The organism is Enterobacter cloacae complex sp. IR53041 (assembly GCF_049238285.1).
GTDB lineage: Bacteria > Pseudomonadota > Gammaproteobacteria > Enterobacterales > Enterobacteriaceae > Enterobacter > Enterobacter roggenkampii.
Genome location: NZ_JBMKHB010000011.1, coordinates 86,939 through 102,311, shown reverse-complemented (window position 1 = coordinate 102,311; position 15,373 = coordinate 86,939). Strand labels below are relative to the sequence as shown.

General features: G+C 58.6%; 14 protein-coding genes. 8 read left to right on the top strand and 6 right to left on the bottom strand.

From position 1 onward, the window contains the following. Positions 1-104 precede the first annotated feature (104 nt). Positions 105-1,091: an MBL fold metallo-hydrolase gene (locus ACOTXF_RS10395; RefSeq protein WP_008501663.1), complete on the top strand. Its 987-nt coding sequence runs from the start codon at positions 105-107 to the stop codon at positions 1,089-1,091. Between the two features lies 1 nt (position 1,092). Then, positions 1,093-2,004 (top strand): LysR family transcriptional regulator, encoded by a 912-nt coding sequence (locus tag ACOTXF_RS10390; protein WP_232926898.1) that lies wholly within the window; start codon positions 1,093-1,095, stop codon positions 2,002-2,004. Here the strand turns inward: ACOTXF_RS10390 and ACOTXF_RS10385 are convergent. After that, positions 1,995-2,879 (bottom strand): LysR substrate-binding domain-containing protein, encoded by an 885-nt coding sequence (locus ACOTXF_RS10385; protein ID WP_048963013.1) that lies wholly within the window; start codon positions 2,877-2,879, stop codon positions 1,995-1,997. The genes ACOTXF_RS10390 and ACOTXF_RS10385 overlap by 10 nt on opposite strands. 113 nt (positions 2,880-2,992) lie before the next feature. On the opposite strand from ACOTXF_RS10385, the gene ACOTXF_RS10380 reads away from it, so the two are divergent. After that, the gene (locus ACOTXF_RS10380) at positions 2,993-4,480 is read left to right on the top strand and encodes a UbiD family decarboxylase (RefSeq protein WP_048963014.1); all 1,488 of its coding nucleotides are present in this window, start codon (positions 2,993-2,995) and stop codon (positions 4,478-4,480) included. A 24-nt stretch (positions 4,481-4,504) separates the two neighbouring features. Here the strand turns inward: ACOTXF_RS10380 and ACOTXF_RS10375 are convergent, their stop codons facing one another. Genes ACOTXF_RS10375 through opgC form a run of 5 tightly spaced genes read right to left on the bottom strand, consistent with a single transcriptional unit; the run spans position 4,505 to position 8,611 of the window. Further along, a complete protein-coding gene (locus tag ACOTXF_RS10375) occupies positions 4,505-4,930 on the bottom strand; it encodes an ATP-binding protein (RefSeq protein WP_021240154.1) in 426 nt (141 codons plus the stop codon). Continuing rightward, a complete protein-coding gene (locus ACOTXF_RS10370) occupies positions 4,931-5,269 on the bottom strand; it encodes an STAS domain-containing protein (RefSeq protein WP_232926900.1) in 339 nt (112 codons plus the stop codon). It abuts the gene before it with no gap. After that, a complete protein-coding gene (locus ACOTXF_RS10365) occupies positions 5,259-6,473 on the bottom strand; it encodes a PP2C family protein-serine/threonine phosphatase (protein WP_048963016.1) in 1,215 nt (404 codons plus the stop codon). Before ACOTXF_RS10365 ends, ACOTXF_RS10370 begins: the two co-directional genes overlap by 11 nt. A 9-nt stretch (positions 6,474-6,482) precedes the next feature. Next, positions 6,483-7,382, bottom strand: coding sequence for a hypothetical protein (locus ACOTXF_RS10360; protein WP_008501670.1), 900 nt, complete (start codon positions 7,380-7,382; stop codon positions 6,483-6,485). Positions 7,383-7,393: 11 nt separating this feature from the next. Continuing rightward, a complete protein-coding gene (opgC, locus tag ACOTXF_RS10355; protein ID WP_232926902.1) occupies positions 7,394-8,611 on the bottom strand; it encodes an OpgC domain-containing protein in 1,218 nt (405 codons plus the stop codon). A gap of 281 nt (positions 8,612-8,892) precedes the next feature. On the opposite strand from opgC, the gene ACOTXF_RS10350 reads away from it, so the two are divergent. From ACOTXF_RS10350 to ACOTXF_RS10330, 5 genes are read left to right on the top strand one after another with little or no spacing between them, the layout of a single operon-like run. After that, positions 8,893-10,710 (top strand): glycosyltransferase family 2 protein, encoded by a 1,818-nt coding sequence (locus tag ACOTXF_RS10350; protein ID WP_021240158.1) that lies wholly within the window; start codon positions 8,893-8,895, stop codon positions 10,708-10,710. After that, positions 10,707-12,026 carry a DUF3131 domain-containing protein gene (locus tag ACOTXF_RS10345; protein WP_234115243.1) on the top strand — a complete coding sequence of 440 codons (1,320 nt, stop codon included), beginning with the start codon at positions 10,707-10,709 and terminating at the stop codon, positions 12,024-12,026. Before ACOTXF_RS10350 ends, ACOTXF_RS10345 begins: the two co-directional genes overlap by 4 nt. Further along, entirely contained in the window at positions 12,023-13,570 is a 1,548-nt protein-coding gene (locus ACOTXF_RS10340) for a DUF3131 domain-containing protein (protein ID WP_032651878.1), read from the top strand. Before ACOTXF_RS10345 ends, ACOTXF_RS10340 begins: the two co-directional genes overlap by 4 nt. Then, positions 13,555-14,949 (top strand): DUF3131 domain-containing protein, encoded by a 1,395-nt coding sequence (locus ACOTXF_RS10335; RefSeq protein ID WP_232926905.1) that lies wholly within the window; start codon positions 13,555-13,557, stop codon positions 14,947-14,949. Before ACOTXF_RS10340 ends, ACOTXF_RS10335 begins: the two co-directional genes overlap by 16 nt. Beyond that, the gene (locus ACOTXF_RS10330) at positions 14,946-15,371 is read left to right on the top strand and encodes a globin (protein WP_008501676.1); all 426 of its coding nucleotides are present in this window, start codon (positions 14,946-14,948) and stop codon (positions 15,369-15,371) included. The genes ACOTXF_RS10335 and ACOTXF_RS10330 overlap by 4 nt, the downstream gene beginning before the upstream one ends. Positions 15,372-15,373: the final 2 nt, after the last annotated feature.

Genomic DNA, 15,373 nt, shown 5'->3' with positions numbered 1-15,373 from the left:
GCCCTTCGGTTTCCTATCCATCCCGTTTATAGGTCCTATCATTTCTGGGCAGGTTCTTATAATTTTACGGAGCAGTAAGATGAGCACTTTCAAAGGAGACTCGTATGCTTACCGTGAAAAAACTTGCTCTTTCCACGCTGATTTCCAGCTCTCTGCTTTTCTACCCTGCGCTCCAGGCCTCTGCAGAAACGCCGCAGCACGTCGTTAAACAACCGGCGGGCGGTTACAGCGTGCAGGTCGGCGACGTGCTTGTCACCTCGTTTACCGACGGGACCGTCGCGCAGGATCTGCACAAGCTGCTGCGCCGGACAACGCCGCAAAACATTGATGCGCTGCTCGCGAAAAACTTTCAGACCAACCCGGCTGAGGTCTCCATCAACGCTTTTCTGATTGCGATACCCGGACATAAAATCCTGGTGGATACCGGCTCGGGCCAGCTCTTTGGTCCTGATACCGGCGGACGTCTGGTTGAGAGCCTCGCCACGCAGGGAATAAAACCCGAGGACATCACTGAAGTCCTGCTGACCCACGCCCACTCCGATCATGCGGGCGGCCTGGTGAAAGACGGCAAGGTAGTGTTCAGCAACGCGCGCGTTTTCGTTGGCAAACCGGACATCGACTTTTTCTTTAACGACGACAATCAGAAGAAAACCGGCTACGGCAAGAACTACTTCGACGTCGCGCAGAAGACCTTAAAACCCTATCTTGACGCGGGGAAAGTGGTGCCGTTTAGCGGCACATCGGAGATTCTTCCGGGGCTTACCGGCACGGTTCATCCCGGACACACGCCGGGTTCAGCCTTCTACACCCTGACAAGCAAAGGCGAGAAGATCACCTTTGTCGGCGACATCATTCACGCCGCGGCGGTCCAGTTCCCGCAGCCTGCGGTGACCATCACCTACGATGAAGATGAGAACAAAGCGGCAAGCGTACGCGAGCATGCGTTCGCTGACTTTGTGAAAAATAAAGACCTCATTGCCGCGCCCCATCTGCCTTTCCCGGGCATCGGCTATGTGACGAAAGGCGAGAAAGGCGGCTATGCCTGGGTCCCTGTGACCTATACCAACCGGGACGCCAGCAGCGCGAAATAAGATGACGCGGATATCTGACATGGACATAGACCTGCTCCTGACGCTGGACGCCCTGCTTCAGGACAGGAACATCACCCATGCGGCCGCGCGGCTGGGCATCAGCCAGCCCGCGTTGTCCGCACGTCTCGCGCGTCTGCGCACGCTGTTTGGCGAACCGCTATTTATTCCCTCCCCGCATGGACGCGGGGTGTTACCCACGCCGCGCGCGGAAGCGCTCAGGCCGCAGGTGACAGGCGTGCTGCGCGGCATCAGCGCGATGTTTGCGCCCACCGCGTTTGATGCGCAAACCAGCAGCCGGACCTTTGTTATCGCGCTGCATGAAAACCCGGCGCTGATGCTCGGCACCGCGCTGCTTAACCAGGTGGGTGCCGATGCTCCCGGTATTCGCCTGCGCTTCGCCCTGCCCGAGATGGCCGAACTGCCGCAGCAGCTGGAGAACGGCGATGTGGATCTCTACATCGGCGTAAGCGCGGGCGCCCATGACGGGTGGGTAAGGCGCAAACTCCTCGACGACGCGTTTGCCACCGCCCAGCGAAAAGGCCATCCGCGCGGAACGGGTGCGTTAGATCTGGAGGTCTACTGCGCGCTTTCCCATCTGGTGGTGTCGTCGGCGGGCGATCCGTTTACCGGATTTGTCGACCAAACCCTCGCCGGGCTGGGCTGTCAGCGACACGTTGCCATGTCCACCCAGAGCTACGCTATGGCGCCTGCGCTGGTTGCCGGTACCGACCTGGTGTACACCCTGCCGGAACGGATGCTGAAGCAGTTCGCCAGCACGCTGGATCTCTTTGCACCACCGCTGCCGCTCCAGCCCATTACCATCAACATGTACTGGCACCCGAAAAACAGCCAGGATCCGGCGAACGCCTGGCTGCGCGAGCAGCTCCTGCGGGCAGCAGGACGTCAGGTGTGATCGAGCGTAACCAGAAACTTTTTTAGCACTTCTGAACGAATAATCCGGTGGCAAACCAGGGTGAGTTCGCTCTCCCGCAGCCGGTCAAGGATGTCCACGTAGACGACGTTCTCAACGCTCACCGCCGTTGCCGACGCGGGAAGCAGCGCCAGCCCAAACCCTGCCGAAACCAGGCTGATGACCGTGGGCACGTCGGTCGCGTTTTGCACCACGTCCGGCTGAAAGCCCGCCCCGCTGCAGGCGTCATAGAAGTACTGCTCCAGCCCCATTCCCTCCGGGTCGCGCAGGGAGATCCATTTTTCGTCTTTCACCGACGAAAGCGTCAGCGCGGCGGACCCGGCCAGCGGATGCTGACGATACAGCGCCAGCACCGTTTTCTCCGAGGCGAACGGGCGGCTTTGCAGATCGTCCGGCAGCGACGGCAGCGGCGCGCGGATGATGGCCACATCCAGCTGGTTGCTCTGCACGGCGGCGTAGAGCGTCTGCACGTTTCCCGTCATCAGCGACATGGTAATGGCGGGCCAGCGGCTGTGCATCTGGCGCAGCGCGGCGGGCAGCCTGCCGTCAAACATCGCGCTCGACACGCACCCGAGGTTTAACACACCCTGCTCGCCCCGTGCCGTTTGTCTGGCGTCCAGCACCGCCTGTTCGGTCAGCGAGATGGCAAGCCGGGCTTTCACGAGAAATGCTTCGCCCGCGGGCGTCAGGGTCAAGCGGCGGTTCGCCCGGCTGAAAAGCGTGACGCCTAAACGTTCTTCCAGGGCCTTTATCTGCTGACTCAGCGCCGGCTGCGCCATGTTCAGACGCTCCGCGGCCCGGTGCATATGGAGCTCTTCGGCCACGACGATGAAGTGGCGCATCTGGCGAAACTGCACGAGACGACCTCCCAAATTGATATTAATTTACTTATCAATTTAACAGTAATGATGCAATTGATGCTATTGGTCATTGCCATAAAAATGGAGGTATTCAACCGAGGGAGGAAAATATGGAAAACCAGATTAACGATCTCCGCAGCGCCATCGCCTTACTGCAGCGCCACGAAGGGCAGTACATTGAAACCGATCGTCCGGTCGACCCCAACGCGGAACTGGCGGGCGTCTACCGCCATATTGGCGCGGGTGGCACGGTCAAACGTCCAACCCGCACGGGCCCGGCCATGATGTTCAACAGCATTAAGGGCTATCCGCACTCCCGCATCTTGGTGGGCATGCACGCCAGCCGCGAGCGCGCGGCGCTCCTTCTGGGCTGCGAGCCCTCTGAACTGGCAAAACACGTCGGCCAGGCAGTCAAAAAGCCGGTTGCGCCGGTTGTCGTCCCGGCCTCGCAGGCTCCCTGTCAGGAGCAGGTCTTCTACGCTGACGATCCTGACTTCGACCTGCGCAAGCTGCTTCCGGCCCCAACCAACACGCCGATTGATGCGGGTCCGTTCTTCTGTCTGGGGCTGGTGCTGGCAAGCGATCCGGAAGACAGCTCGCTGACGGATGTCACCATCCACCGCCTCTGCGTTCAGGAGCGCGACGAGCTTTCCATGTTCCTTGCCGCCGGGCGCCATATCGAAGTCTTCCGCAAAAAGGCGGAGGATGCCGGAAAACCGCTGCCGGTGACGATCAACATGGGTCTCGACCCCGCCATCTACATCGGCGCGTGCTTTGAGGCCCCCACCACGCCGTTTGGCTACAACGAGCTGGGCGTCGCCGGGGCGCTGCGCCAGCAGCCGGTTGAGCTGGTACAGGGCGTGGCGGTCAAAGAGAAAGCCATCGCGCGGGCGGAGATCATCATCGAAGGTGAACTGCTGCCGGGCGTGCGCGTGAGAGAGGATCAGCACACCAACACCGGCCACGCGATGCCGGAGTTCCCGGGCTACTGCGGCGAGGCGAACCCCTCCCTGCCGGTGATCAAAGTGAAAGCCGTGACCATGCGAAACCACGCGATCCTGCAAACGCTGGTGGGACCGGGGGAAGAACATACCACGCTGGCCGGACTGCCGACCGAGGCCAGCATCCGCAATGCCGTTGAGGAGGCTATTCCGGGCTTCCTGCAAAACGTCTATGCCCATACCGCAGGCGGCGGCAAGTTCCTCGGGATACTGCAGGTGAAAAAACGCCAGCCGTCAGACGAAGGACGTCAGGGCCAGGCGGCGCTTATCGCCTTAGCCACCTATTCGGAGCTGAAGAACATTATTCTGGTCGACGAAGACGTGGATATTTTCGACAGCGACGACATCCTGTGGGCGATGACCACCCGCATGCAGGGCGATGTCAGCATCACCAATATTCCTGGGATCCGCGGCCACCAGCTGGATCCGTCCCAGTCGCCGGATTACAGCACCTCGATTCGCGGCAACGGCATTTCCTGCAAGACGATCTTCGACTGCACGGTGCCGTGGGCGCTGAAGGATCGCTTCGAACGCGCGCCGTTTATGGAAGTGGATCCACGTCCGTGGGCACCGGAGTTGTTTGCCGATAAGAAATAAAATCACGCGCGTATGGCCCGCAGGTCATACGCTGATTTTCTTTTCAAGCGTGGCAATATTTTCACCCGCCGCTCGCTCCACCGAGAAACGATCGACGCTCAGCAAAATGAGCATCAGCCCCCTACCGCTCTCCAGCAGCGGCGAGATTTCACAAAAACGGTCTCGCCTGGCGGCCTCAAGCCGCGCCAGCGGGAACGCGTCGCCCGCGTCGGTAAAAACAATGCAGACGTCGCTGTCGCGGATATCGAAGCGTACGCTGAATGTGCGTGAGGCATCCTCATGCAGCGCGTGCCGGATGATATTCGTCGCCACCTCACAGACGGCGAGATCGAGCGCGAAACGCCACTCATCATCTACGGGAAGCGCGCTCAGCCGCGCTTCCAGCCAGCCGGCCAGCGGCGTCAGGGAACCGAGCACCGCCGGAAATTCTGCCTGCACCGGCGTCTGCATCTACTGCCCCAGATGCGCAAGCGCGCTGCTTTTGTCCGGATAGATGCGGAATATGCGGTCCATGCGGGTCAGGGTGAACATGTTCATGATCCCGGGGTTCAGGGAGCACAGCGCCATGTCGCCTTTCCCGTTCATCAGCTTAAACAACGACACCAGCATTCCCAGCCCGCTGCTGTCGATAAAATCCACTTTGCTGAAGTCGACAATCAAAGCCTTGCGATCGTCGCCAATTTCTTCCGTCACGGACGCTTTAAACGTCGCGGCAACGGAGGCATCCAGCCGCCGGACTGCGGGCGTGAGAATGTTGGCATGCGGTAGTCGTTCAGTGTTAATAATCATTCTGTTCTCCCTGACGCTCGATCACGAGCAGTGAAACGTCATCGGTTAAGGCGGTCGGTTCATCACGATTTGCATTGCGCCAGCCGGTCAGGTGGTCACCGAACCGCGCCAGGAGCTGGTCAACCGGAAGTCGCGCATGGTCATGAAGCCAGCGTTCGAGACGCTGCGGGCCAAACTGCTCGCCGCTGACGTTCTCACACTCCGTAATACCGTCACTGAATAAGCATAAGCGATCCCCCGGATTGAGGGTAAACGCGACGTCCTCCCAGCTGAGGTCAGGCATCAGCCCGACCGGCGGGCCGCCATTGCCCACGGACGTGACGGCGCTGTCTGCGTTCACAATGACGGGAGTAGGATGCCCGGCCTGACACAACACCCCTCGTCCGCTCTCGGGATCGATCACCCCGTAGATAATGGTGAAATAGCTGGTAATGTCGCTCTCTTCACTGCAAAAGCGGCTGTTCAGGATTCCGATCACCTCCGCAGGCGACTGAATGCCGCCCCGATCGGTAAACAAAAAACGGTCTACCACCCGGCCATGTAAGAACTGACGCGCCACCGCGAGGGACATCATCGCGGCCCCCACGCCGTGACCGGACACATCCACGCAATAGAACCCAATGTGAGAATCGAGTGGAAAAATATTGAACACATCGCCTGAGACCCACGCAGACGGCATGAAAAGCCAGTCGGAAAAGTAGTTCCCAAAGCGTAAGCGGTGCGAAGGCAGCACGGAGTGCTGAACGCGCGCCGCGAGTTCAAGATCCTGTTCAATCTGGTGCAACGCTTCACTCAGGCGCTTGTTGTGCGCCGCGAGGGTCGCTTCCAGCGTTAAAATACGGACCCCGGCGTGCAGACGTGCCCGCAGTTCATCCTGCTCGACCGGCTTGCTTAAAAAATCATCGGCTCCGGCATCAAAGCCCTGCGTTAAATCCCCGGCATTTTCGCGTGCCGTGAGCAGAATGACATAGACGTAGTGGCCAAACTGACGGTTGCGGATGGTCTGACAGAGCGTGAGTCCGTCCATTTCCGGCATGTCCCAGTCGCTTATCACCATGCTGATCGGCTGGCTGGACAGTATTTCCAGCGCGGCGACGCCATTTTCAGCCTCGCTCACGATATACCCCCACTGGGTGAGCATTCGGGAGAGTAACCGACGATAAATCAGCGAATCTTCAACGATTAACACGTGCAGCGCCGACATACATCCCTCCTAAAGCGGTAAGAACCAGATGAGGCTCACGGTCCCTTCCCTGAATTTTGCATTCCCGTTGCCGTGCCCCGGATAGCGCGTTCCCGCATAGTTCGCGTACTGGATGGAGAACGAACCCGGCGTATAGCCGGCATAACCGAAGCTGTAGCTGTAATCGCCGTTCCAGGGCTGCTGCTGGCTGCTGTCCGGGAACCAGAATGCCGTCGCGCGAACGAAGAAATGTTGTTTGAAGGTGTAGCCGCAGCCGCCGAGCATGACGTTTTTATTTTTGCGGATGTCATCGCTGCTGAGGTCGTAGTAGCGCGGCACCCAGCTGTACCCGACCTGGCAAATGATGGAATCCCCTTTATTAATCAGGAGCGTGTTTTCGACCGGTTTCGGTAGCGAAAACTTGTAGGCCAGCGTGAAGGCGCCCTGTTCGAAATAGGTGTGTCGTCGGCTGCCCGATGTCCAGAAATGGTTATCGCCGTAGTTGCTGTAAACCAGACTGACGGTGTTGGCGTGCCAGTCATCGTAGCCGAAGCTGTAGCGAAAATCGGCGGTGTAGCGGCTGGTGTCTCTGACCGGCAGTCGGGACGTAATGTTGGCAAACCAGAAGCTGTAGGGGGAATACTGAAGGCTGAGATTCAGCGTCTGGTTAATCTTTTTCTTTTCCGTGGCGGTGTCTGAACTGTTAGGAATGCTCATCCACTGCTCTTTCAGTCCCGAGCTAAAGCTCAGCGCACCTGAGAATTTCTTGTCGTTACCCGAGAACAGGCGCCCCCAGCGGCTGGTAAAGACGCCAGCCTGAACAGGTTCACCGTTCTTATCGCGCAGGGATTCATTTTCACTGCTTTTCGCCGCCTCTGCGGCGGGGATCGCGGCGAGCAGCACGCCCGCCAGAAGCCATTTTTCGCGCATAACCGCCATCCTTAGTTAGGTATCCAGCGTGCGCCGACGTCGTATTTTGCCATCAGCCACAAAATACCCAGTGCCGCCGCATGCACTAACGTGTTCTCTATCCAGGCATGTCGCCATAAGTCGAAGGTGATGAACTGGCTCACCAGCAGCACCACGTACACATGCAAAATAAAGGTATAAAGCGAGTGCTGGCCGAGCGGGATCAGGAACCATCCCAGCAGGCGATTGAGCGGCGTCCAGCAATACGTCAGCACCAGGTAGACGGTGACCATCAGGGCGATATCGTTTAACACCCTCACCGGGCCCAGCCCGTTCTTCGCCGCCCAGGTGTGATAAAACGAATTGAAGCTGTCAAGCGGGATGACGTGCATCAGCAGCGCGGGCGGCATAAACGGGTTGGTATGGTTCTGGGCGACAAATCCCAGCACCAGCGACACCATGACCAGCGCCACTACCACCCCTTTCCCCGGAGGCGTCCGGGCGAAAGAGAGCAGTTCGGCTTTATACCAGCCGCTGGCCATGCCCAGCACAAAGATGAACTGCCAGGCGAGCAGCGGGAAGGCAAATTCGAATTCCGACGGCGTCAGCCGAAGCGGCCAGCGCTGCCACAGGCTGTACACCAGCAGCGACAGCCCCAGCAGCCACCAGACTTTTCCTTTCTGCAGCATCCCCAAAAATAGCGGGCTGAGTAGCAGTAAAAAGATATACAGCCCCAGAATTTGCGTCTGATGAGGGCCAATCTGCAAATAGAGGATAATGTTGAACCAGGTCTCTTTTATTTGCGGCGTAACCGGATAAAGCGACCAGCTTTCACCCGAAAAACGGTCGGTAAAATGGGTGACCTCGAAAATGTTAATATGTGGGATATAGGCCAGAAGAATAAACGACACTATGATAATGATATTTACACGATATATTTTCCATGCCCTAAGATAAAGCCCCCAGGAAACCGTGAGCAAAACCACTTTTTGCAGACGCGCGCGGTTCAGCATGCCAAGCATAAACCCCGAGAGAATAACAAAACCTTCTGCACCGGTTGTTAACCCAAAACGCTCCCAGGAGAATATATTAAATACCGACATCACCTCCGTATGCGCCACGACCATCATGACGAGGGCAATGCCGCGCATAAAGTCGATTCTCAGGTCCCTGGCACCTGCAACGGCATACCGCCATGCTGTTGATTTAGCGTCATCTTCTTGCGCTACCGACGGCGCAACATGGCTCATAGGGTGTCCTTTGCCTGAAAACGAAATTTAAGGTCTAAATAAAGTAGATAGCCTAAAGGAATAGTAACCGCAATTTATCGAAGGCCGATGAAACATCATTAAGCAGAATTTAAGCTGAATTAACCACCGCTAAATATTAATAAAAACGTGGCTGGACACTTTTATTCGGCGTTCTACACTTATCTTAAATCTTGTTTAATCGCTATTTTCTTTCGCTTTTGGGCAACTGTCTGCGCAGCAGAATGGGTCTGCATTTTCACGGAATCAGGAACGCCGGAACTATGGATTTTTATTTTTCCCGTTTTGAACATCGTCGTCCTCCGGAACCGTTAACAACACCGCGCTGGGTCATGTTCACCTGGCAGGTGTTAGCGGTCGCGGCGCTTATTCTGGGTGCCAATTATATTTACTGGCGCTGGACCGCCTCCCTGAATACTGACGCATTGTGGTACGCCATTCCGCTGGTCCTCGCCGAAACCCTGGCGTGGATTGGCACCGTGCTGTTTACCATCAATTTGTGGAAAGAACAGGATCCTCCTCAGAGTCCGCCGCCCGGCGAAATTAACGAATGCCTGTCGCCTGAGGAGGCCGTAGAGCCCCGTCCCGTCAAGGTGGATCTGTTCATTGCCACCTACTCGGAAGACACCGAGCTGGTCAGGCTGTCCATTCGCGACGCCCTGAAGATGGCGTACCCGTTCCCGATTGACTACCGCATCCACGTGCTTGATGACGGCCGCCGCCCGGAGATGAAAGCCGTTTGCGAAGAGGAAGGAGTTAACTATATCACTCGCCAGACCAACATCGGCTTTAAGGCCGGCAACCTGCGCAACGGCCTTGAGCAAACCGACGGCGATTTTATTGTTATCTGCGACGCCGACACCCGGGTATTTCCCACCCTGCTCAGCCATACGCTGGGCTATTTTCGCGATCCAGACGTGGCCTGGGTACAGACGCCGCAGTGGTTCTTCGATCTTCCGGAAGGAGAAAACCTGTCGCGCTGGGGCCAGCGAAAAGCCGGAAAAGTGGGCTACGGTCTGGGCTGGCTGATTCAAAAGTGTGTTGGCCCGATCACGATTGGCCGCGACCCGTTTTTTAACGATCCGCGCATGTTCTATGACGTGATCCTGCGGCGGCGCAACTGGGCGAACGCGGCTTTCTGCTGCGGTGCAGCGTCCATTCACCGTCGCGAGGCGGTCATGCAGGCCGCGCTAAGAAGCTATGTCTGGTCCGTCGAAGAGGAGATCCATCGTCATACGCGCGACATTCGCGATGAGGAGACCCGGGACGCGCTGCAGAATGCAATGCGTCCGCACGTGGCGTTTGACACCGAGCTTACCCCCTACAAATTCCACGTCTCGGAAGATATTTACACCTCGGTGCTGCTGCACGGTGACGCCGCACGGCGCTGGCGCTCGGTTATGCATCCGCGGGTTGAGTCGAAGATGCTCTCTCCGCAGGATATGCTCACCTGGATGATCCAGCGCTTTAAGTACGCCGCCGGTTCGCTGGATATTTTGTTTCATGACAACATCTTCAGCCGTCGCCGCTTCAGGCTCTCTCTGCCCCAGACGCTGATGTATGCCACCACCTTCTGGTCATACATGGCCTGCGTGTGGAACACGGTGTTTTTGATTTCGCCCATTATCTATCTGTTTACCGGCATTCCGCCGGTGTCCGCCTGGTCGACGCCGTTCTATCTCCACTTTCTCCCCTTTTTTATCTTCTCTGAACTGGCGTTTATGTTCGGCACCTGGGGGATCTCGGCCTGGGACGGCAGGGCCTCATACCTTTCCTTCTTTTCCATGAACCTGCGCGCGCTCAATACGGTGCTGCGGGGCGAGCAGATCAAATTTCACGTCACGCCAAAAGAGCGGCAGACGGGCCGTTTTCTCTACCTGGTGAAGCCGCAGATTGCCATCGTGGTGCTGACCCTCGCAGGGCTTATCTGGGGCGGTATTCAGGTGGCGCGTGGGCAGGTGGACGATCCCTCCGGCTACGTCATCAATATTTTCTGGGGAGGGGTGAACATCGCCGCCATGCTGCCGCTTATTTTCGCGGCCATGTGGACGCCCGCTGAAGAGGACGAGGTCACTCAATGAGGATACGTGATGCCCTGCTGCCCGCGCGCAGCTACCTCACCATTTTGCTCGGCTTCCTGATCGGCTTTGCCATTGTGGTCTGGGTGGAGAAACAGATGCCCACGCGCGTGGAAAGCAGCGGCGGCATCGCGCTCAGTAAAGACTTCCCGCCGCTGCCCACAAAACGGGCGCTGACCTATGACGAAGCCATCTGGGCGCGGGTCGCCTGGCAATACTACGTGAATAATACCCAGCCAAACGGCCTGGCGAACGCCAGCGACGGTGAACCCTGGCTGAGCCTCTGGAGCGTGGGAAGCTACCTCTTTGCGACCGCTGCCGCAGATCAGCTCAATATCATTTCCACCGATGAGTTTGACGAGAGGGTCAGCACCGCCGTGTTCACGCTGGGGCAACTGCCGCTCAATGACAAAGGTCTCCCCGCCGCCTATTACCATGCGGACACGCTCAAGATCCTGGGCAAACCTGACGCCTCCGCAATCGGTCTGAGCCGGCTGCTGACGGCATTACAGACCCTGCTGTGGCGCTATCCCCAGCACGCGGCGGCCATCCGCGATTTGTTGAGCGTGTGGCGCACCGCGGCGCTGATTGAAAATAACACCCAAAGCCAGGCTGCTGTGCCGCTCCACCACTGGACGCTGACTGATGACGAACAGCGGGACAGCTTTGGCTACCGTCTCTATGCCAGCCATACGCTGCGCCTGATTGACAGCGCGGCAGGCCTCGCGGTGACCAACCCGCCTGAAGGGCAAAAGATGATCGATCTGGATGGCGTGATGGTGCCGGATGAAGGGCTACGCACGCCATGGGGCAAGCAAACCTCCCTGATCAGTCTCCCCTATCTGTTAACCGGTCTTGAGCTGGGCTTTGATACGCAGAGCGCTGAAATCGCGTGGCGGATTATGCAGATCCAGCAGCGGCGCCATAGCCTGCGCAGCCCAAAACCGCCGGTCAGCACGGATTATGCCGAACCGGCGCCGGATTACGTCAACGATCTGCCGGACAGGCAGCCGGTTCAGGCGCGCAACCTGCGCGACGAGGTGCCAGAGAAAGTGGCGATGACCTCCACCCGCACCGCGTTTGCCTGGTATGCCCTGTTCCGCAACAGCTGGAGCGAAGCGCTGCGCCAGCAGGTTCTGCCGCTTCAGGTGCCGGGTAAAGGCTGGCAGCGCGGGTTAAATCTCAACAACAGCGTCAATACCGTCGTGGACGCCGATACCAATGCCATTGTGCTGGAAAGTCTGTCTTACATCGCGCATGGCCAGATGCTCTGTCTGGCCTGCCTCTACACATCCCCCTCAGCAGGAGCAACGCCATGAAGCCACGATCCCCGATCCTTTTCCACCTGCTCACGGGAATAACGATCTGCTGGCTGGCGCTATCGACCGTGCGTGCGGACACCGAGCTGCCTGCATCAGGTTACTCCCCGCGCAGCGGCGAGCTGACGGCCCGGGAGATGACCATCGCCAAAAACGCCTGGCAGTATTTCGTCACCAACTATCAGCCCACGACGGGCCTGGTGAATGCGGTCAACAAATATCCCTCCACCACCATGTGGGACAGCGCCTCCTATCTGGCCGCCCTGACGGCGGCGCGCGAGCTGGGGATCATTGATAAAGCGGAATTTGACCGCCGGATGCTGAAGTTTCTCGCCACGTTAAACACCCTGGTACTGTTCCGCAACGAGCTGCCCAACAAGGCCTATAACACCATCAGCGGTCAGAAGGTGGACTACACCAACAAGCCCGGCGAAATTGGCTTCTCGGCGCTGGATATCGGGCGAATGCTGGTCTGGCTGAAAATCATCAAGGAGCGTTACCCGGAATACGGCAACAGCATTGATAACGTGGTGCTCGGCTGGGATTTCAGCCACGCGATCGACCCCTGCGGCACGCTGTACGGGGCCTATCTGGAGAACGGCCAGCCGAAGTACGTTCAGGAAGGTCGACTGGGCTATGAAGAGTACGGCGCGGCCGGTTTCCAGCTGTGGGGGTTTAATACCTGCAAAGCCAGCCGTCCGCAGCCTTACGAGCTGGCCGAGATCTACTGCGTGCTGGTCCCGTACGATACGCGCGACCCGCGCAACACGTCGCAGCATAACTACGTGGTGACGGAATCCTACCTGCTCTACGGGCTGGAGTTCGGCTTTGATAAACCGACCGACCGGGATAACGCCCCGCGCGACTACTCTCTGACGTGGATGAAAAACTTTGCCGACCGCGTTTATCAGGCTCAGGAGAACCGCTATACCATTACCGGCGTCCTGACCGCGCGCTCCGAGCACCAGCTCGATAAGGCCCCTTACTTCGTCTATGACACCGTCTTCAGCGACGGGTACAACTGGAACACCATTACCGATAAAGGCCAGTTCGTCCCTAACGCTGCCGCGATTTCGCTGAAGGCGGCGCTGGGCATGTGGGTGCTGTGGAACTCCCCCTATACCGACCGCCTGCTGAACACCATTGAGAATGCCAACGAAGAGGGAAAAGGCTACTACGAAGGGCTGTATGAAAACGGCGACGGCCCGATCAAAGAGTTCACCGCGAACAATAACGGCATCATGCTGGAGGCCCTGTTGTTCAAAAAAGAGGGAAAACTGCTGGCCTTCAACACCGACAACCCGAAGAGCAAGGATTTTGCCCCGTCGCTGTGGGATCAAAAGCTGCTCGATCAGTTTGAAGAGAACAACGCGCTGCGCAGCCGCCCGTTCCTTGCCAGCACCCCGGCCGTAAAAAGCTGGTGCGACCGGACCGGCGTCACGCAGCGCACCAAACCCGCCTGCCAGGCCTGTCAGTGCGCGTCATGCAGCGTGGACGAGCCCGTTAAACTGCCTCCGGTGACTGCGCAATGCTTAAAACCATAGCCAGAGGTCTTGCGGGATTACTCCTTGCAGGCGCGATCGTCTTTGCGCTGTTTGCCCATCAGGGCGCAGGCTGGCGCTGGCTCATCAGTGGCGGCTGGCACTCCAGCGCGCGTATTGCCGCCCTGACGCCGGAAGAGCAGACGTGGGCGGCGATCGCCTGGCGCTATTTCGTCAATAATACCCAGCCGCAAACCGGGCTGGTCAACGGCAGCGACAAACAGCCCCGCGTCACGCTCTGGCAAATGGGCGATACGCTTATCGCCCTGCTGGCGGCCAAAGAGCTGGGGCTGATTGAGGAGGCCGAGTATGACGCTCGCCTGACGCGGCTGATGGGCACCCTCAACCGCCTGATGCTGACCGAGGCCCGGACGCCCGGTCGACTCTATTCCAGCCAGACGGCGACGCCGATCGACTTTAGCGGCAAGCCGGTTAAAAATGGCTGGTCCGTGCGCGATATAGCGCGTCTGATGCTCGCCCTGCGCCTCACTGCAGAGCGGGAACCGCAGTACAGCGAATACCTCGATAAAATCATCCTGCGCTGGAATTTCTGTCCGGTCATCGACGGCGAAGGCGAACTGTGGTCATCTTCCCTGCAAAACGGCCAGCCGGTGGTACGCGAGGAGCTGCGCCTGGGCGAGAGCGAATATGCCGCAACGGCGTTTCAGCTGTGGGGATTTTCCCCGGAGAAAGCGTTTACGCCCCCGGCGCACCACGTCATCATCGCCCAGCGGCGCCTGGCCGTCGATGCCCGGGATCCGCGCACCACGTGGCAGCCCTCCCTGATCACCACCCTTCCCTATATGCTGCCGGGCCTGGAGTTTGGCTGGGAGCCCGAAGGCGTTGCGGCCGATCGGCAAAAGCACCTGCGCAAGCAGGCCGAAAACGTCTGGCTGAGCCAAAAGACCCGCTGGGAGACCGATAAGATCCTGACGGCCAGGGCAGATTTCTCGCTCCCGCAGGCACCCTGGCATATCCAGGATACGGTCTGGGGAAATGGCTATGCCTGGAACTCTGTCGGCGACGATGGCCGGGACTACACCCGTTTCGCGCAGGTGTCGACCAAGGCGGTCTTTGCCCTGTGGGCCCTGTGGGACACCCCGTACACCGACGTGCTGATGGCGGTGACAAAGCATCTTAACGATCCGCAAAAAGGCTGGTACGAAGGCCGCCAGGAAGCCACGGGCGATACTAACGCTGCGCTCACCCTTTCCACCAATGCCACGGTGCTGGAAGCCCTGTTCTTCAAACACAACGCGGGCCCCCTGTTTGACGCCCGCCGGGCTAAAAAAGAGAGCTACTTTACGCGCCGTGTGGCAGATGACTATACGCCCGTCGGGCACTGTCTACCGGGCGAAAACGCCGTAAGGAGGACGCCGTGAAATTTTACCGCGATCTGTTTGAATCCAGTCTGAACCGCGTCTTTCCGGATAATGATAAAACGGCGTTTTTTCAGACGTTTTATGACGCCTTCGTCCATATGTCACCCGAGACGGAGCAGCATTTTTCTCGCCTGCCGGATAGCGAGGGTCAGCAGACTCTGTTTAAGAGTTTCTTCGCCATGCTTGCGGTAGACGGCGCGTTAATCGTGCCTGATTTTCTCGAGCGCCTGGCGCGGGAGCAAAGTGACGACGGTCTCCACCTGCCCCCGCGTTTTTTCGCCCTGTGGCGCGAAGCGATGTTGAACACCGTGAGCCTGCGCGATCCGCAGTGCGACGATGAGATCCTGACGGCCTGGGCCATGGCGATCGCGCCCGGGCTGGAATACCTGCGCCGACAGGCAGAACTGCACTACCGCGCGTAGGA